This window comes from Calditrichia bacterium, assembly GCA_020634975.1.
Classification (GTDB): Bacteria; Calditrichota; Calditrichia; order RBG-13-44-9; family J075; genus JACKAQ01.
Map to the genome: position 1 here is coordinate 2,538,248 of JACKAQ010000001.1, position 17,900 is coordinate 2,556,147.

Sequence of the window (17,900 nt, forward strand, 5' to 3'; positions counted from 1 at the left end):
CCGTTGAAGTAGCGTAGTTCAAAAAAATATTTACAACCCGGATTTGAGGATAATCAAATGTCAGAACAGCGGTTCAACACCACCTGCACAATGGATTGCCCGGACACCTGCGCACTGGAAATCACCGTTCGCGACGGAAAAATTTCCCGGATCGCCGGTGCAGAAAACGGTCACCCGAACACCAACGGGTTTATTTGCACCAAAGTATCGCGATTTGCGCGAAGGGTGTATCACCGGGATCGCGTGTTGCATCCCTTGCGCCGCACTGGTGCCAAGGGTGACGGAAAATTCGAACGCATCAGTTGGGAAGCGGCCATCGCCGAAATTGCAGAGCGATTTTCCGCAATCCGCGAAAAATGGGGCGGCGAAGCGATTCTTCCGTATCACTACGGCGGTAGCAACGGGTTGCTCGGCGATGAACTGCTCGATCACTATTTTTTCGCAAAAATCGGGGCTTCGCGCTGTGTGAAAACGTTGTGCGCCGCGCCGACAACCGCCATCGCGATGGAAATGTATGGCAAAATGCCCGGCGTTGCGTTTGACGATTTCCCGAAAGCGACATTCATTTTGCTGTGGGGCGTTAATCCCAAAGTGTCGCACATTCATTTGATGCCGTATTTGCGGCAAGCGCGAAAAAACGGCGCGTTTATCGCATCGGTTGATCCCCGCAACAATTTTTCGGACAGTGAAATTGATTTGCACATTCCGGTGCTTCCCGGTGCAGATTTGCCGCTGGCGCTCGGCATAATTCATTTTTGGCAAAAAAATAATCTGCTCGACGCCGATTTTATCAACAAAAACGCCGTAAATGCCCAACCGCTGCTCGATGCCGCCGCCGAATGGTCGCCGGAAAAAGCGGCAAAAACCGCCGGTATATCGCCAGAAAAATTGCAGTTGCTCGCCCAAAAATATGCCGAAAGCACACCCGCGTTGCTGCGCTGCGGTTGGGGCGTGGAGCGGAACGCCAACGGCGGGCAGGCAGTCGCCGCAATTTTGGGGATGCCCGCATTGCTCGGTAAATTTGGCATTCCCGGCGGCGGATACACCCTCAGCAACAGCGGCGCGTTTAAATTGGATAAAGCGAAAATTTTGGGTGATTTCGAATGGCATTCCCGCGAATTCAACCAAACCAAACTTGGCGAATTGCTGAATGATTCACAGCTCGATCCGCCCGCCAAAGCGTTGTTTGTTTACAATTGTAATCCGGTTGCCACCGTGCCGGATCAGCAATCAGTGATTCGCGGATTGCTGCGCGACGATCTGTTTACCGTTGTTCACGAACAGGTGATGACCGATACAGCGCTGCTCGCGGATATCGTTTTGCCGGCGGTTACATTTCTGGAACAGTGGGAAATCAAACGGGCGTACGGCGCGTACGCTGCCGGTGGTGTCCAGCCGGTGATTCCCGCCTGCGGCGAAGCGCTGCCGAATGAAGCGGTTTTTGCGGCGTTAGGCCGGGCGCTCGGTTTCGACGATCTCCCGTTTCAATGGGATTCGCAAATCTGGTTCGAAAAAGTTGCTGCCGGGTTGAAATTCAACGGAAAGCCCGGCCAAACCCCGGTTTTCCGGCAGGGGAAAATTCAAACTGTCGATTTCGATGGCGGAAATCCGGTGCAATTCGGCAACGTTTTTCCGCGAACAGCAGACGGCAAAATCCAGCTGTTGCCACCCGCGCTGGGCGATGCGCCGTTTCGCTATCAGCCGGTTCGCAGCGATGCGCATCCGCTGGCGCTCATCAGTCCGGCAAATAACAAAATGATTTCCAGCAGCCTCGGCGAATTCAATTACCCGACATTATTTGTGACTATTCATCCCGACGATGCCGCCGCACGCGACATAGTCAATGGCGATGCCGTCCGGGTTTTTAACGAACTCGGTGAAGTGCACTGCCACGCGGAAATCAGCGCTGCCGTGCGTTCCGGTGTCGTTTCCATGCCCAAAGGCGCGTGGCGAAAATCGGCGATCAATCATGCAACATCGACAACGCTTTGTCCGCAAACAACCAACGTTGTCGGCGGCGGTGCATGTTTTAACGATGCCCGAGTAGAAATCGCCAAACTGAAAATGCCCGTATGAGCCAAATTTCACGCCTTTCCGAATCCGGTTTTTTTGCGCCTGTTTATCGCTGGCTGGCTGTGCTGCTCTGCATTTTTGTGCTCGCCGAAGTGAATTATCCGATGCTCACGCCGCAGGGCGATCTGGCGATTTTTTCACTGCTCGGTCTTGCGCTGGTTTTTCTCCAAAAACTGCCGGTTAAAAAGCGCTGGCAAAAATGGCTGATGGGCGGCGTTTTGCTCGCAACCGCGATCACTTTTGGCTTTGTGGTTGTGCAAAATGAGCCGTTTTTCGGCGAATTTTGGCTCGGCGGAAGATCGCTGGGAGATCGCGCGGGTTTGGAGCAAGCCCCGGATTTCTGGATCGGGCTTGCCGGATTGCTGATTGTGTTGATCGCCGCGTGGCGGGCAATCGGTTTCACGTTGCCGCTATTGGCCGGCATATTTTTGCTGTATGCCGCGTTTGGTCCCCTCATGCCGGATTGGTTTTTCCCGCATCGCGGATACGATTGGCAGCGCATCGTCAGCCAAACGTTTTTGCACAGTCAGGGCGTTTTTGGCGTGGCGCTGCGAGTGATGTTCACTTACGTTTTTTTGTTTGTGCTATTCGGCACGCTGCTGAGCCAAACCGGCGCAACAGATTTTGTGATCAATTTTGCCCGGCGAGTTTTTCGGGGCAGCGCCGGTGGTCCGGCAAAAGTTGCAGTGCTTAGCAGCGGGCTGATGGGATCGCTGTCCGGCAGTGCGGTTGCAAACACGGCAACCACTGGTACTTTCACTATCCCGTTGATGCGCAGTGCCGGTTTTCGCCCGGAAATTGCCGGTGGCGTGGAAGCCGCAGCCAGCTCCGGCGGCGCGCTCGTTCCGCCAATTATGGGCGCCGGCGCATACATGATGCTGGAAATTATCGATCCGCCGGTAACGTATTTGCAAATTATCCGCGCAGCAATTTTACCGGCTGTGCTGTATTATGTGGCGTTGCTGTTTATCGTGCACCTGCAGGCCAAAAAGCAGGGCGTAACAGATGTGCCGGATGCCCCGAAAAATGCCGGTTCGCGATTTCCCGGCGTGGTTTTCGCGGCGGCGTTTGTTGCTTTAATTGTGTTGCTTGTTGTCGGATTCACCCCGTTCCGGGCTGTTAGCCTCAGTTTATTGGTGATTGTTTTGGTGGGTGCGTTAAGGCCTGCCACCCGGCTTTCGCCAAAAAAAATAGTGGCTGCCGCCGTCGAAGCTGCCCAAAGTGGTGTGGCGCTGGTTGCTGCCGCCGCATGTGTGGGCATTATTCTCGGCGTGGTGACGCTCACGGGAATCGGCAGCAAATTGCCCGCTGCCATTTTGCCGCTGGCGCAGGATAACCGCTTGCTTGCCCTCATTTTGCTGATGATTTCCACCATTATTTTGGGAATGGGTTTGCCCTCGGCGGTGTGCTATTTGCTGATGGCGACGCTCGTTGGCCCGGTGCTCGGCGAGCTTGGCGTGGTGCCTTTGGCGGCGCATTTGTTCATTTTTTATTTCGGGATGATGTCTATGGTAACCCCGCCTGTGGCGCTGGCCGCATATACCGCAGCGGCAATTGCGCGATCGGGAATTATGGCAACCGGATTGGCGGCTTTCCGCTTTTCTTTGGTGGGATTTGCGCTACCGTTTGCTTTTGTGCTTCGTCCGGAACTGCTGCTGATGAACGATTTCGATAATTTCGCAGATTGGCTGCATGTGATCACCCAACTCCTTTTTTCGTTGACCGGGATTATTGCGTTAGCTGCAGCAATTGTTGGTTTTGGATTTACGCGGCTCAGGTTTTCAACCCGATTTATCGGCTTGATTGCCAGCCTGCTGTTGTTGCTGACGCCGGAAGATTTTGCAGATGGTTGGGCACAACTCGGCGCTCTGACTGTTACGATTGCCGCCGCAGTTGTGAATTTTCGCAAGTATCGTAACCAGCCTACCGGTTGAGAAAATGAGTTATTCCGCTTTGTGCATATTCTGCGTTTTTCGCCATTAAATTTTCTGTTTGCTGACGATTTTTTCTCTAAAATTGTTATATTATCCTTTCAAATGGATTGCATTTTTTACAACGTGACGGGGACTGTAATGCCTTTATCAATTAAAATATTGACTTTGGTGATATTTATTACGTGTGTACTTACCGGAGCAGAAATGGCAAAAAAGAAGTTGCCGCAACAATCAACAGAAAAACCGATTGCGATTGCCATTCACGGTGGTGCCGGCACCATTTTGAAATCGAAAATGACGCCGGAAAAAGAACGGGCATATCGTGATGCGCTCCAATTTGCGTTGGAAACGGGTTACGCCATTTTGCAAAAAGGTGGCAGCAGTCTGGACGCAGTTGAGGCAACCATTCGCACAATGGAAGATTCGCCGTTGTTTAACGCGGGAAAAGGCGCTGTATTTACCAATGCAGGCACCAACGAAATGGATGCCTCAATTATGGATGGCAAAACCCGGCAAGCTGGCGCGGTTGCGCGGGTAACGCACGTCAAAAATCCGATAAGCCTCGCGCGAAAAGTAATGATAAATTCTCCGCATGTTTTTCTGGTTGGCGAAGGCGCGGAAGATTTCGCCCGCGAAAATGAAATTGAATTGGTCGCACCCGAATATTTTCGCACGGATGAGCGTTGGCAGCAGTTGCAAAAAATCAAACAAGCGGAAGATAGCGGACACAACCGGGAAATTCATCTAGATCACGATAGCGACCATAAATTCGGGACTGTTGGCGTTGTTGCGCTGGATCGTGAGGGCAACCTTGCAGCCGGGACATCCACCGGCGGAATGACCAACAAGCGCTACGGGCGCATCGGCGATTCACCGGTAATCGGCGCCGGAACGTATGCGGATAATGCCACCTGCGCAGTTTCTGCCACCGGTCATGGCGAATATTTTATCCGGGGCGTTGTCGCCTATGATATCGCCGCAATGATGCAATACAAAAACATCAGTTTGAATGAAGCAGCAGATGCTGTTATCATGGAAAAATTGACGAAAATGGGCGGAACCGGCGGCGTGATTTCGCTGGATCGCGAGGGCAATATTGCCATGCCATTCAACACGGCAGGCATGTATCGCGGATACGTTGACCGCAATGGAAATTACACGATCAAAATCTATAAAGAATAAAAGGTTAGATAAAAAAGCGAGTACAAAAAAACAGGGGACGAACGGTACGTCCCCTGCGGAGTTGGGAGGGAGGTTTTGACCTTGTAAGGTCACGATCAATATAACGGTCTCTCAAAACTTTGTCAAGCGCTTTTTTCAAATTCGAAATATGGAACAACAATTCTATTTAAGCCATTCTCTCAACGCCAAATGTTTACCTGACTATCCGGTAGATTGGGACGCTTTATTTGTCCGAAGTGCCCCGCTTGCTGTGGAAATCGGGTTTGGAAATGGGGAATTTCTGGTAGATTGGGCAACCAAAAAGCCCGACTGGAATCTGGTGGGATTCGAACTTTCGATGGAATCTATCGAACGGGTTTGCAAGCGGATTGCTCAGTCGGCTAAAGCAAACGTGGTTCCCCTGCACGAAGATGCCCGGTTCGGGATTCGCGAACTCTTTCCGGATAATTCTATTGAGCATGTGATGATGAATTTTCCTGACCCATGGCCAAAAGATCGCCACAAAAAACGCCGTTTGCTCGATGAAAATTTTGCCGATATTCTGGCGATGACATTAAAGCCAGGTTGCCCGTACGAACTGGTTACCGATCAGCAATGGTACGCCGAACATGCGTTTGAATTATTTTCTGCATCGGCAAATTTCACAACAACCGAAATTGAACTTAACCCGATACGAGATGTTACAACAAAATACGAACGCAAATGGCGGGAGTTGGGCAGAAGCAGCTATCGCGTTATTGCAATCAAAAATAAATCGGCTATCGTGCCAAGATTACTGGAGAATTCTGAAATGCCACACGCCTTTGTCGAAGATAACAATATTCCGCAAAAAGTGGAAAAATTAGTCGGGTTCACTTACACTGGTTCCGATATTTTATATGTGGTAAAAGATGTATTTACAGATGTTTTGAATGGTAGCTATCTGCTAAATGTTGTCGCTAAAGATCGCGATTATCAACAAAATATTTTGGTTGGCATTTATCGCCACAAATCCGAACGCTGGATTGTTAAGCTGGATAAAATAATTCAACCGTATCGCACACCGGCGGTAAAAGCAGCTGTCTGGGGCATTGGAAAACAGTTGAACGATTGAACTCCCGGTGCCGAACTGGCGTTAAACTAGTGGTTATCGAATGATAATTAAACGAATTTTGTGAAGGGTTTATTTGTGTATCAGCCGTTGCTTCATTTCGCGTCGGACACAAAAAAAAACTTGCGATACTCTGTGGAATCGCGTATCATCAAATAATTAAAAAGAAAATAATTAAGAGTGAAAAATAAATGGCAAAATTGAAAAAATTAGAGAGAAAGGTAACGCATGAATGGAATCCAGATGGGTGATAGATCAGAACGTTGACGAAGTCGCGGTCGATCACCTTGCAAAAGAACTTGGAATTCCCCCGGTATTAGCCCGGATTTTGCTTAAACGAGGCATAGATTGTTTCGATAAAGCGAAGATCTATTTTAACCCGAATTTGGATCGTTTACACGACCCGTTTTTGATGTTGGATATGGATCTGGCAACCCAACGCCTGCACAAAGCCCTGGAAAACGGGGAAAAAATTATGGTGTATGGCGATTACGACGTGGATGGCGTTTGTGGCAGTTCACTGTTGTATCTGGTGTTGTCCCGCATGGTTGGTACGCGGGTAAACTACTATATTCCGGATCGTATCAGTGAGGGATATGGTTTATCCAAAGATGCGATCCAGCGGTTTGCAGATCAGGGAATTTCATTGATCGTCTCGATCGACTGTGGTGTTACAGCTGTAGAAGAAGTACAATTTGCCCGGGATATTGGCGTTGAAGTTATTATTTGCGACCACCATGAACCCGGAGACAAATTACCGCCAGCCGTTGCAGTATTAGACCCCAAACGGCCGGATTGTCCTTATCCATTTAAAGAGCTTGCCGGTGTCGGCGTCGGTTTCAAATTTATGCAGGGGCTTTATCAGCACCTGGGATTGAACGAAGCCGAACTCGATGAATATCTGGATATTGTCGCATTGGGCAGTTGCGCAGATATTGTGCCGCTGGTTGATGAAAACAGAATATTGGTGAGCCACGGACTTCAGCTAATTAACCATCGACCCAGATTTGGCGTAAAAGCGCTGCTGGAATCGTCGGGTGTTGACCGGAAGGACATCACTGTCGGGTTAATTGTTTTTGTGGTTGCCCCGCGTATAAATGCCGTTGGCAGAATGGGCGATGCCCGTCGAGCCGTGCAAATGATGTGCGCCAACAGCCTGCAACGCGCCCGGGTTTTTGCCCGTGAGCTGGAACGGGAAAACAAAAACCGTCGCTCCGTGGACGAAAACACATTCAAAGAAGCACTGGAAACTGCAGAAGCGCACTTCGATCCGGAACGAGACCGGGCAATGGTTTTATATAAAGAAGGCTGGCATCCTGGCGTTATCGGTATCGTTGCATCGCGAATTGTCGAGCGGTATTATCGTCCTACGGTGATGATTTCGGTGGTTGATGGTATCGGTAAAGCCTCGGCACGGAGCATCGCTGATTTTAACATTTATGAAGCGATTAAAGAGTGTTCCGAATTCCTCGAAGCATATGGCGGGCATAAATATGCTGCCGGACTAACCATCAAGCAGGAAAACATTCCTGCTTTTGCGGAGAAATTTAAAGCCGTTGCCGATCGGCAAATCACCGATGATGATTTGATTCCGCGAATGCGTGTCGATTGCGAAGTTGAGCTGAAAGATTTTGACGAACGATTAATGCGATTGTTGAAATTGATGGGTCCATTCGGGCCGCTCAATTTGCGACCGGTTTTTGTATCGCGCAACCTGAATGTCGTTGGCGAAGCCAGCGTTGTTGGCAGCAATCACCTCAAATTGTCCGTTGAGCAAAATGGCGTAAAAATGAATGCGATCGGTTTTAATTTGGGTGATCAGATCGAACGCGTTGTCGCGAATAAAGGCGTGTTGGATTGTGCGTATGTTGTCGAGGAAAATTATTGGAACGGACGTAAAGAATTACAACTGCGTTTAAAAGATATCAAGTGAGGTCCTGAAAGCGTTGAAAGAATTTTACGAAAATCTGAAAAAAAAGCGCCAGGCAAACAACATCTCACTGGAGGCTGTTCATCAAAAAACCCGGCTGCCAATGCAATATCTGCAAGCGATCGAAAACGGCCGGATGCAGGAATTGCCGAAAGCTTACGAACTAATGTATTTGCGCCGGTACGCGCGGGAAATCGGGCTAGAGCCCGATGAAGTGGTTCGCGATTACGAACTGCTTTCCGGAAAACTTACGCCCGCAGAGTCCAACGAAGCCAAACAGCAGGCAGAAGGCAAGCAATCGGCTTCTGCTGCCACCCAGCCAATTTCCACCACAGTCAAAGAAACTCTCGATGAAGTAAATCTCGACCGGGTGAATAATTACTTTTGGCCGGTGTTGATCGTGTTGATATTTGCTGTCGGCTCATTTTTGGTGTATCGTTTTTATGCTGCAGAAAATGCCAATCAGACACCGGATATCAAAGAGATCAGTATTGGCGAATTGATGGAACGGGTTGCAACGGATAGCTCTGCCAATCCGGCTGCGCAATTTGAGGATAGCTTGACAACGCTTCCCGGCGAAGCCACAGGCGTCAATTCGGATATCCGAAATGTAGCCGGTAATCCGCAATCTTCTTCGCAAACATCTGAGAACAACAGCGCTTCCGCGGTTAATTTACAAATCCGCAGCCTGGATCGCGTTTGGGTTCAGGAAATACGCGACCAAGCCGACACAACAGATTATATTCTCGAAGGCGGATTGAGCCGATCAATTAATGCGAATTCGCAGATCGAGCTGGTTATCGGTCGTGCCGATGCACTTGAAATTTTGCTGAATGGTAACAATCTCGGCGTGATTGGCGATAGCAGCCAGGTTGCCCGGTTAACCTTAACGCCGCAAGGGATCTCGCAAAAAAGACTCACACGTGTACCAGACAGTGGCGAGTAATTAAATGCAGCATTAAAATTGATGGTATTATTTGCCAAAACCTCCGGGATGTCTTATCTTTGGAGGTTTTCTTTTGGAGCGACAATATTCTGTATGGGATGGAGAAATGAAATGAAAAATCTTGTGCTATTGATGTTGCTGTCAATCATTTTTGCGAGATGTAGCGCCGGAAAAGTTATTAAATCAAATACCGAAGAAATGAAAACAACCACTACCACATATCAGCCAACGGCAAAATTACAAACCCAAAACGGGCGAGAAATGCTCGTCGGAACCGTGGCATATGACGATATCTTGCACTATTTTGAAAACTGGCGGACCGAAGATGCCGGAATTGTGCTGGATCAGCCATTGATTGATCGAATAAAGGCAATCAATGAGCCGATCGACGTTGTTTGCTATCTGGGAACGTGGTGCGAAGATTCCAGAAACGGTGTTCCACCCTTTGTGCGAGCAATTCGTGAGGCAAAAAATCCGAATATCCAATTGACGCTCATCGCTATCAATCGAGATAAAACGGAGCCGGAAAGCCTGCTGGAAAACGGGATTGAGCGTGTGCCAACATTTATTCTCAAACAAAACGGTGAAGAATTTGCACGTTTGGTAGAATTCCCTATGCAGGAAAATTTTGTGCTCGATTTTGTTGAAATTGCCGGATATTGAACGGCATATAGAATAACTGAAAATCAGATTTGTTTCATAAAAACTGTGGAAAAATTCAATTGACAACCAATATCCAAACAGACCAGCATGAGCATACGGAAGAACATGAGAGCAAAGCCCGGACATTTTACCGGCGATTTGTGCGTTTTTCCGAATACTATATTTTTTTATGTTTTGTGATTATCATTGTCGTTCCCCTTTTTGATTATGCCTGGGTTCCCGATTTTATCCGGGCAATTTACCTCACCGGGTTTCCGCTGTTACTCGTGATTGTCCTGGCCAGCTTTATTAAAGAACCGATGCTCAAATATTTTGATAACCGCTGGCCGGACACACCCGTTAATAAAACCGACCAAAAAACATCCTCAAGGTAGTGGAATGACATCGATTAGTGAGCCGCGGCTGTCGGAAATTATCTCTGCCTGCGCTGCCAAACGCATCATGGTTATCGGCGATTTGATGATCGACCGGTATCTGTGGGGAAACGTCACCCGGATTTCACCGGAAGCGCCGGTGCCCATTATCAACATCGAAGATGAAGATGTGCGTTTTGGCGGAGCCGCCAACGTCGCCAATAATTTGATCGGGCTGGCTGTTGAACCGGTGATGGTTGGCGTCGTCGGTGCGGATAAATGGGGTGATATCTTTCGCGAAAAGCTTGAAAAACAACAGCTTACCATCGGTGGGTTAATTGAAGATGCGTCCCGCCCGACAACCATCAAAACCCGGATTATCGGTAACAACCAGCACATTGCACGCGTAGATCGCGAGAAAACACACACTATTTCTGACGTTACAGCTGCAAAAATTATTCAATTTGTGGAATCGCAATTGGATAAAATTGATGCGATCATTTTGGAAGATTATAACAAAGGCTTACTTATTCCGCAAATTATTGCGCCGGTTGTCGAAATGGCGAGCAGAAAAAAAGTTACCGTAACCGTTGATCCAAAATTCGATAATTTTCTGGCGTATCAAAACGTTACCGTTTTTAAGCCAAATAAAAAAGAAACCGCAGAAGCGCTGGCAATGCGGCTGGATAGTGAAGTCGATATTCGCGAAGCCGGTGCAAAGCTGCTCGCAAAGCTGAACGCAGAAAATGTGTTGATAACGCTGGGTGCGCAGGGAATGGCGCTTTTTGAGCAAAACGGGCAGGTTGAACTGACAGGCACGAGGGCACGCCGGGTTGCCGATGTTTCCGGTGCCGGCGATACGGTAATTGCCACATTGACGGCTGCGTTGGCTGCCGGCGCAACCATCTCCGAAGCGGTGTCGATGGCCAATTTTGCCGCTGGTGCCGTTTGCGAAGAAGTTGGTGCTGTGCCAATTACGATCGAAAAACTGACGAATGCGATGCTCCGGTAAATTTCACACCAAAATGTCATTCACCAATTGTTTAAGCGCTGCCAGCGATGTGGCAGAGTTGATTTGCGCAGCGCTAATCTGCACGGTCATCTGATCGGCAGTGCGGGAAAATATTGCCGGAAGCTGTACATCGGAAATCTGGTATCGCAAAATCAGCTCGTCGCGATGCAAAAATTCCACCGGAATCGGCAGGTTTTCGACAAAAGCCCGCCATTCATCGTGCATTTTATGAGAGTGGGTGATGGCGCACAGTTGGCATTGGTAGGTTTTTGGTGATAGTGTTTTGTGTAAATAATCAGTCACTTTGTTGAAAAAACCGCTATCTGCATTGTACACAAAAATGATGGCGTCCATAATTTATCCTAAAAAGAAAAAGCCATCCCGTAAGAGATGGCTTTCGAATTCACAATCATAAAGTGCAAATTACATGACAACCAAACCCTCGGTGTTGGCGTTTGCCAATTTGTTCGGATTCAGGTTGTTGTGAATAAGCACGGCGCGTTGTAAAATCGGATTGGTGATGGTGCAGCGTTCAAAACTGCCGCCGACAACCTGTGTTTCGCGCATCACCGGTTTGGATAATTTGCAATTATCAAACAGCGTATTGCGGATAATTGCAGTGGCAAAACGGCAATTGCGCAGATGGCTGGTCTTATATTCCGTATCGTCAATAATGCAGCCGATAAAATTTGCCTGAATAAGATCGCTCATAACAAAATGGCAGTTGTAAATCTGGCTGCCGGAGCACAGCGCGTTGTCCAGTTTGCTGTCATTCACGCTTAAATTATCGAAATAGCTCATCATAAAATTGCCATCGATAATTTGTGCTGCGCGAATTTCCACATTTTTCCAGAAAGTATTCTTTAAATCAGCAGATTTCAGATAGAGATTTTCGAAACGGCATTTTTTAACTTTCATCAAATTGCCTTCCACCAGCGACATATCGACATCCAAAAAATCGGAATCGACGATAATCGCGCCATTGAAAGTGGATTGCATCAATTTTGTATGATGAAATTTGACGTTCTGGAAAAAGCACCGCTTAAAATTGGCGTTCGTCAAATTGGAATTTTCCAAATTTACATCAATAAAAACGGCACCGGTGAACGAAGCGCTGCGTAAATCCAGCCCGGATAAATCGAAACCTTCCATTACAACTTTGTCCAGCGTAACTGGCGCAACGGAGCTTTCGATGTGTCCACGTAACTTTTTGAGATAAGCAGGTTTGTCGGGAATATGCTGCCAGCAGTAATGGGTAAACGAAATCGGTTTGAACGGACAGCCTTCGATTGCACATTTGTGATAAGACATATTGTGTGATCCCCTTTTGAATGGACGCTATTTTCCCAATGTACAGTATTTTAGACCTCAATTATAAAAAATTAATCCACTTATTACAACTACAATCTGAAAAAAAGGTTTCCCTTTTATCGAAAGTTGGCTATATTGATAAATTTTTTGATCTCAACTGTCACTTTGCACACTGTTTACAACATTTGAATATGAAAAATCTCGAAATGAATTATCCCAATTTTACGATGCTGCTGCTTTGTGCAGTAACACCGTGGTCGCTGGCTGCCATGCAAATTGCCCTCGTATTGGTGATTCTTGCTACCGGCTATGCTGTTTTTATTGAAAAAAAACGCCCGGTTTTTTTGGGGAAATTGTGGATGCCGTTGATGATTTACGGTGTGCTTCTGTTGCTCTCTGCGATTGTCAGCGATGCGCCACTCATGTCATTAAAAAGCGTTTTCCAGAATGAGTGGGTGTTGCTTGCTGTACCGGTTGTTTATGTGGCAATTTCGCTCAGTAGCAATAAATCCGGGTTGGTTCACACCCTCCTGATTTCTGCGGTGCTGGTTGCAGTCTACGGTTTTGTCCAATTTTTTATGGGAATCGAATTTTTCCGGGGGAAACATCTTGCGCAGATGGGCAACTATTTCCGGGCCACCGGAGGATACAGTTTTTACCTCACTTTTGCCGGAAATCAATTGATGGCATTTGCCCTCGCGTTCGGGTTTTTGTTGAAACAGCCGGGATTTGATCGGCGAAGATTCCAATATGCAGCGATGTGTATCGTGATTCTGGTGAGCATTTTTGCTACTTTTGCCCGTAGCACCTGGTTGGCATTCGGGTTGATCAGCGTATTGGCTGCACTGATGATCGACCGGAAATATCTGCTACCGTTGGGCGGTTTTGCGATTATCGCCGGAATTTTTGCAGCATTGCTTTTCCCCGAAATCCGGACCCGCTTTGCCAGTATTTTTGATCCGGCACAAAATGAAACACGATTTAACTTATGGCTCACTTCGCTGAACATGATCAAAGCACATCCAATTTTTGGCATTGGTCCGGGATTTTTCCGGCAGTTGTTCGAAACCTACAAAGTGCCTGGTTTTTATGATACGATTGCACATGCGCACAACGATTATCTCAATCTTGCCGCAAACAGCGGCATTCCGGCGTTGCTGGGCTGGATTTGGCTGTGGGTGATTTGGTTCCGGCAATGTTGGACAGGATTCTCTAATTCCCAAACTGAATTGTTAAACCGTCAAATTATTGCGGGGGCGATGCTGGCAATAGCCGGAATTCTATTTGCTGCGCTGTTCCAATGCTATTACACGGATTTGGAAAATAATATTTTTTGGTGGTTGGTTGCTGTGCTAGGCTATCAGGCAAGTGTGGAACCTGCATCTGTTGAGCAATAAAAAAAGGCAGCCAAAAAGAATAAGCTGCCTTTAGTAAACATTTGTTTATTAGCTATTTATGATAGCGAAAAGCGCACATGGCGCATCATCTTTTCAAAATTGATACCGTCATCCTGAGCAATTTGCAGCGCCTCACGCAGATAATATTCATCCAAAGTTTCGTAATAATCCCGTAAATAAAGGATCACCAGATCTTCGGAATCTTTGCGGGTCCACTCACCGCCGATAAATTCCGGTATGTGAAAAAGGTTGGTGTTTTGCACGCTGGCTTTTCCTTTCTAATACATTTTTTTCAAGCTATTCAGGGCTTCATCCAAATCATCGGCTATTACGTCCGCTTGCTTTAGATGCATTTTGGATAGCGTAGTGGTTAGGGCGATGCAGCGCATCCCGGCATTTTTTGCACTCATGACGCCAAGCGGTGCATTTTCGATAACCACACATTCGCTCGCTTCAACATCCAGCAATTCTGCGGCGAGCAGATACGGCTCCGGCGCCGGTTTGGAAAACATTACGTCATCCGCCGTAATGATGACCATGAATTTATCCATCAATTTAAATTTTTCAAGAATTGCGATTACGCGCTCGCGTTTGGTGCCGGTTACCAACGCGGTTTTCATTCCTTTTTCATCAATCCAGTCGAGCAAATCCTGCAAGTTGTGGTAAATTTCCTCATTGCTGATTTGATCGAGGTGATAGCGATTGCGTTCAATAATATTGGGGATTTCATAATACGGTAAATTGAATTTCCGTGAAAACTGGTTCGCTAACTCCTCTTCTCCCGAGCCTTCCAGTACGTAAATTTCTTCCGGTTGAACCTCTATATCGTATTCTGCCAGAGTGCGCCGCCAACCTTCGAAATGATCTTCCATACTTCGAACGATCACGCCATCGAAATCGAATAAGATTGCCTGCATAAATTCCTTCCTCTGTTGCCCTTAAAACCCTTCTCTCAATTATTGTCGCTTAAAAATAGGCGACAGAAAATACGTTAGTAGTGATGCCGCTATCATTTGAAAAAATATACATTAAAAAATAGTAATAGCATATAGTGTCGCGGCTCTTTTTTCAATTTTCACTTAAATATACGTTTCGGGCAATAAAAAGTTCACTGTTTCACATACCGCTGGTACAGCGATTCCAAAATCCCGCGTGAGCGGATGCGATTAATTGTTACACCTTTTTCGTTGAGCCGGTTGCTGAATGCCTGAAAAACAGGTGAATCTGCGACCAGCTCCACTACTATAGTATCGGGCGTTTTTTCGCGAATTTCGAACGAAAATTCAGAAAATTCAGTGAGTTGCGGCTCCGCGGATGCATTCAACGTTATTTGGTAATTTTCTTGCTGAATAGCTTTCAGGCTGAGTTGCTCCTTCAATTCGCCGCGATGCAGGATAACCACAGAAGTGCAAAACCGCTCAATTTCGGCGAGATCGTGCGATGCGTAAACAAAGGTTATGTTTTCCAGCCGGCCGAGAATTTCCCGCAAATCGTTTTGTCCGGAGGGATCGAGTCCGGACATTGGTTCGTCCAGCAGCAGAATTTTGGGCTGGTGCAGTAACGCGAGGCAAACCTGCACCCGTTGGCACATACCTTTGGAGAACTCGGCGAGCAGCTCATTTCCGACATTGGCGATGTTGGCAAACGCCAGCAATTCCTCAATTCGCGTTGCGGCCAGCGCTTTCGGCATGCCGTGCATTTGCGCGGAAAATTTTAGCAATTCGCGCGGTGTAAAATTTTCCATGCCCGATTGCCGTTCGGGCAAAAAGCCAAGATGCTGGCGCGATTGTTCAGCATCGCGTTCGCCGAGAATTTGGATACTACCGCTATCTGGTCGCAGAAAATTGAGTATCAAACGCAGTAGCGTGGTTTTGCCGGAGCCGTTGGCACCAACCAATCCCACACGATCGCCTTCGCCAATCGTCAGTGAAACGTTTCGCAGTGCCGGCGGATCGCCTTTGCGATAGCTTTTGCTAACATTCTGAATGTTTATGATTGGAGATACCATTGTTCTTCCATTGTTTAATTACGGAAAATAACGCTTTCGCGGGTGAACATTTTCGATGCCAGATACAAACTGAGCAATCCCAACACAAACATCGAGAGATAAACTTCGCTGAGCAGCAGCACGTCGCGACCACCGGAAAGCAGGTGCTTGGTTGCCAGCGTCACATTCAAAATGGGGATGAGCGCGGTTTGGGCATTCAGCGTGATGCCGGGAACCGTGCCGATGATCCCGGGAATAATCGCGAAAATCACCAGCGGTGAAATGGCGCTTTGCGCCTCTTTATACGTCCGGGTGAACAGCGAAATAGACAGCAAAATGCCAGCAAAAAAGATGGCCATCGGCAGCAGCAGCGAGAGCACCATTATCAATGTTTGCCACTCAAAAATGTTGAGAATGCTGCGGATAAATGCGTCCGGCAATCCTTTGGATTGCTGAAAGCCGATATACAGCCCGACAATCGAGATGATCGCAGAGAGCAAGCCGCTGAGCACAACTACGCCAAATTTGCCGAGCAAAATGCTGTAACGGCTGGCTGGCGTGGTGAGCAGCGTTTCCATCGTGTGGCGTTCTTTTTCGCCGGCGGCGAGATCGATGGCGGGATACATGCTCCCCAAAAAGCAAAACAAGATAAAAATATAGGGCAAAAATCCGCCGATCACGCTGCCGAATTTTTCCCGTTCGCTGGCGATGTTCACTTCGTCAAATGCCAGAACTTCTACCATGTTTTTGTCGATTTGCAGTGCGGAAAATCGATCCGCAAGTAGTTGTTTTTCAAAATCTTCCGCGCGGCTGCGCAGCCGGTTGCGAAGCACGCTGAGGTTTTCCGCAGCCTTGAAAAACAGTTGCAGATTTCCGGCCCGGAACGAATCGATCTGCGCATCAAATTGCGATTCGAAAACAAATGCGCCATCAAGTTTTCCCGCCAGAATACGCGACCGGATGCTGTCTTCCGGCACATCTTGTTGCAGTTCGATGCCGTCGTCATCCGCCAGAATTTGCGCCAGTCGTTGCGCCTGCGCGTTGCCGTTGGCAATCACGGCAACCTGCAATTTTGCGGCTTCGGCTTTCTGGATCTGGCTTTGCGTTACGCCGGTGATCACCGTCATTATCACCGGAAACAGCAGCAGCGGAAAAATGATCATCGTGATAATCGTCCGGCGATCCCGCAGGGTGTGGGTCAGCTCTTTTTTGAAAATAGTCCATGCGCTGTTCATGATGCGGGCTCCTCCATTTCGATGATGCGAATAAACGCGTCCACCAGCGAGGCGTCCGGCATTTTTGCGGCGAAATCGCTGTAGGTGCCACTAAATTTCAATTTGCCTTTGTGGATGATCGCCAGATCGTCGCTGAGCAGGCTTACTTCGCCCATGATGTGCGTGGAAAAAATGATGGTTTTCCCGGCTTCGCGCTGCTCTTTGATGAGCTGGATAATCGATTTTGCGGAGATCACATCCAGTCCGGCGGTCGGTTCGTCGAACACGATCACTTTCGGATCGTGGATGAGCGTTCGCGCAATCGATACTTTTTGGCGCATGCCTGTTGAGAGCTTGGCGATTCTGCGATCCGCAAATTCCGTAATATTGAGACGTTTGAAAATTTCATCACGGCGTTGCCGGAAGGTGGCAGCGGGCAGATCGTATAAATCTGCGAAAAATTTGAGCAATTCGGCGGGCGTCAGGCGGTCGTACAAACCGGTTGCACCAGTCAAAAATCCGAGTTGGCGGCGCACTTCCTGCGGCTGTTTGGCAACGTCGAATCCGTTGACCTGAATGCTACCGTTGTCCGGCTGAAGCATGGTTGCGATCATCCGCAGCGTGGTGGTTTTGCCCGCGCCGTTTGGGCCGAGCAGCGTAAATACGCGTCCCGGCTGGCAGGTGAAGCTGACGCCATCGACCGCAGCGATGGTGTTTGGTGATCTCGGCGGCATCTTTTTGCGCTGCTCGCGGGTCACTTTGAACGATTTTCGTAACTGTTGAACGTCAATCATTTGTGGTTTTCCTC

The 17,900-nt window shown here is 48.1% G+C and carries 17 protein-coding genes; 10 read left to right on the top strand and 7 right to left on the bottom strand.

From position 1 onward, the window contains the following. Positions 1 to 57 precede the first annotated feature (57 nt). The 9 genes from H6629_10205 (at position 58) to rfaE1 (ending at position 11,183) form a co-directional block, all read left to right on the top strand. Complete coding sequence (locus H6629_10205) at positions 58 to 2,076, top strand: molybdopterin-dependent oxidoreductase (GenBank protein ID MCB9068166.1); 2,019 nt, start codon at positions 58 to 60, stop codon at positions 2,074 to 2,076. After that, the gene (locus H6629_10210; protein MCB9068167.1) at positions 2,073 to 4,007 is read left to right on the top strand and encodes a TRAP transporter fused permease subunit; all 1,935 of its coding nucleotides are present in this window, start codon (positions 2,073 to 2,075) and stop codon (positions 4,005 to 4,007) included. The genes H6629_10205 and H6629_10210 overlap by 4 nt, the downstream gene beginning before the upstream one ends. A gap of 138 nt (positions 4,008 to 4,145) precedes the next feature. After that, positions 4,146 to 5,189, top strand: coding sequence for an isoaspartyl peptidase/L-asparaginase (locus H6629_10215; protein MCB9068168.1), 1,044 nt, complete (start codon positions 4,146 to 4,148; stop codon positions 5,187 to 5,189). A gap of 148 nt (positions 5,190 to 5,337) precedes the next feature. Further along, the gene (trmB, locus tag H6629_10220; GenBank protein MCB9068169.1) at positions 5,338 to 6,282 is read left to right on the top strand and encodes a tRNA (guanosine(46)-N7)-methyltransferase TrmB; all 945 of its coding nucleotides are present in this window, start codon (positions 5,338 to 5,340) and stop codon (positions 6,280 to 6,282) included. A gap of 229 nt (positions 6,283 to 6,511) precedes the next feature. Continuing rightward, positions 6,512 to 8,212, top strand: coding sequence for a single-stranded-DNA-specific exonuclease RecJ (gene recJ / locus H6629_10225; protein ID MCB9068170.1), 1,701 nt, complete (start codon positions 6,512 to 6,514; stop codon positions 8,210 to 8,212). Between the two features lie 13 nt (positions 8,213 to 8,225). Further along, entirely contained in the window at positions 8,226 to 9,155 is a 930-nt protein-coding gene (locus H6629_10230; GenBank protein MCB9068171.1) for a DUF4115 domain-containing protein, read from the top strand. Between the two features lie 111 nt (positions 9,156 to 9,266). Beyond that, a complete protein-coding gene (locus tag H6629_10235) occupies positions 9,267 to 9,818 on the top strand; it encodes a thioredoxin family protein (protein ID MCB9068172.1) in 552 nt (183 codons plus the stop codon). Between the two features lie 59 nt (positions 9,819 to 9,877). Beyond that, a complete protein-coding gene (locus H6629_10240; GenBank protein ID MCB9068173.1) occupies positions 9,878 to 10,192 on the top strand; it encodes a hypothetical protein in 315 nt (104 codons plus the stop codon). A gap of 4 nt (positions 10,193 to 10,196) precedes the next feature. After that, positions 10,197 to 11,183, top strand: coding sequence for a D-glycero-beta-D-manno-heptose-7-phosphate kinase (gene rfaE1, locus H6629_10245; protein MCB9068174.1), 987 nt, complete (start codon positions 10,197 to 10,199; stop codon positions 11,181 to 11,183). Positions 11,184 to 11,186: 3 nt separating this feature from the next. Here the strand turns inward: rfaE1 and H6629_10250 are convergent, their stop codons facing one another. Continuing rightward, entirely contained in the window at positions 11,187 to 11,537 is a 351-nt protein-coding gene (locus H6629_10250) for a hypothetical protein (protein ID MCB9068175.1), read from the bottom strand. A 69-nt stretch (positions 11,538 to 11,606) separates the two neighbouring features. Continuing rightward, a complete protein-coding gene (locus H6629_10255; GenBank protein ID MCB9068176.1) occupies positions 11,607 to 12,494 on the bottom strand; it encodes a pentapeptide repeat-containing protein in 888 nt (295 codons plus the stop codon). Positions 12,495 to 12,685: 191 nt separating this feature from the next. Here H6629_10255 and H6629_10260 point away from each other — a divergent pair, with 191 nt between their 5' ends. Beyond that, on the top strand, positions 12,686 to 13,891 hold the full coding sequence (locus H6629_10260; protein MCB9068177.1) for an O-antigen ligase family protein: 1,206 nt from the start codon (positions 12,686 to 12,688) through the stop codon (positions 13,889 to 13,891). A gap of 56 nt (positions 13,892 to 13,947) precedes the next feature. On the opposite strand, the gene H6629_10265 is transcribed toward H6629_10260, so the two are convergent. From H6629_10265 to H6629_10285, 5 genes are all read right to left on the bottom strand, one after another. Next, positions 13,948 to 14,154: a hypothetical protein gene (locus tag H6629_10265; protein ID MCB9068178.1), complete on the bottom strand. Its 207-nt coding sequence runs from the start codon at positions 14,152 to 14,154 to the stop codon at positions 13,948 to 13,950. 15 nt (positions 14,155 to 14,169) lie between these two features. Then, complete coding sequence (locus H6629_10270) at positions 14,170 to 14,808, bottom strand: HAD family phosphatase (GenBank protein ID MCB9068179.1); 639 nt, start codon at positions 14,806 to 14,808, stop codon at positions 14,170 to 14,172. A gap of 191 nt (positions 14,809 to 14,999) precedes the next feature. Then, positions 15,000 to 15,899, bottom strand: coding sequence for an ABC transporter ATP-binding protein (locus H6629_10275; protein ID MCB9068180.1), 900 nt, complete (start codon positions 15,897 to 15,899; stop codon positions 15,000 to 15,002). Positions 15,900 to 15,913: 14 nt separating this feature from the next. After that, positions 15,914 to 17,113 carry an ABC transporter permease gene (locus tag H6629_10280; protein ID MCB9068181.1) on the bottom strand — a complete coding sequence of 400 codons (1,200 nt, stop codon included), beginning with the start codon at positions 17,111 to 17,113 and terminating at the stop codon, positions 15,914 to 15,916. Further along, entirely contained in the window at positions 17,110 to 17,886 is a 777-nt protein-coding gene (locus tag H6629_10285) for an ATP-binding cassette domain-containing protein (GenBank protein ID MCB9068182.1), read from the bottom strand. The genes H6629_10280 and H6629_10285 overlap by 4 nt, the downstream gene beginning before the upstream one ends. Positions 17,887 to 17,900 lie beyond the last annotated feature (14 nt).

What these genes read in the sequence shown, in the direction of transcription:
- H6629_10205 (MCB9068166.1), top strand. Translation starts at nt 58, where the DNA reads ATGTCAGAACAGCGGTTCAACACCACCTGCACAATGGATTGCCCGGAC.
- H6629_10210 (MCB9068167.1), top strand. Translation starts at nt 2,073, where the DNA reads ATGAGCCAAATTTCACGCCTTTCCGAATCCGGTTTTTTTGCGCCTGTT.
- H6629_10215 (MCB9068168.1), top strand. Translation starts at nt 4,146, where the DNA reads ATGCCTTTATCAATTAAAATATTGACTTTGGTGATATTTATTACGTGT.
- trmB (MCB9068169.1), top strand. Translation starts at nt 5,338, where the DNA reads ATGGAACAACAATTCTATTTAAGCCATTCTCTCAACGCCAAATGTTTA.
- recJ (MCB9068170.1), top strand. Translation starts at nt 6,512, where the DNA reads ATGGAATCCAGATGGGTGATAGATCAGAACGTTGACGAAGTCGCGGTC.
- H6629_10235 (MCB9068172.1), top strand. Translation starts at nt 9,267, where the DNA reads ATGAAAAATCTTGTGCTATTGATGTTGCTGTCAATCATTTTTGCGAGA.
- rfaE1 (MCB9068174.1), top strand. Translation starts at nt 10,197, where the DNA reads ATGACATCGATTAGTGAGCCGCGGCTGTCGGAAATTATCTCTGCCTGC.
- H6629_10250 (MCB9068175.1), bottom strand. Translation starts at nt 11,537, where the DNA reads ATGGACGCCATCATTTTTGTGTACAATGCAGATAGCGGTTTTTTCAAC.
- H6629_10255 (MCB9068176.1), bottom strand. Translation starts at nt 12,494, where the DNA reads ATGTCTTATCACAAATGTGCAATCGAAGGCTGTCCGTTCAAACCGATT.
- H6629_10260 (MCB9068177.1), top strand. Translation starts at nt 12,686, where the DNA reads ATGAAAAATCTCGAAATGAATTATCCCAATTTTACGATGCTGCTGCTT.
- H6629_10270 (MCB9068179.1), bottom strand. Translation starts at nt 14,808, where the DNA reads ATGCAGGCAATCTTATTCGATTTCGATGGCGTGATCGTTCGAAGTATG.
- H6629_10275 (MCB9068180.1), bottom strand. Translation starts at nt 15,899, where the DNA reads ATGGTATCTCCAATCATAAACATTCAGAATGTTAGCAAAAGCTATCGC.
- H6629_10280 (MCB9068181.1), bottom strand. Translation starts at nt 17,113, where the DNA reads ATGAACAGCGCATGGACTATTTTCAAAAAAGAGCTGACCCACACCCTG.
- H6629_10285 (MCB9068182.1), bottom strand. Translation starts at nt 17,886, where the DNA reads ATGATTGACGTTCAACAGTTACGAAAATCGTTCAAAGTGACCCGCGAG.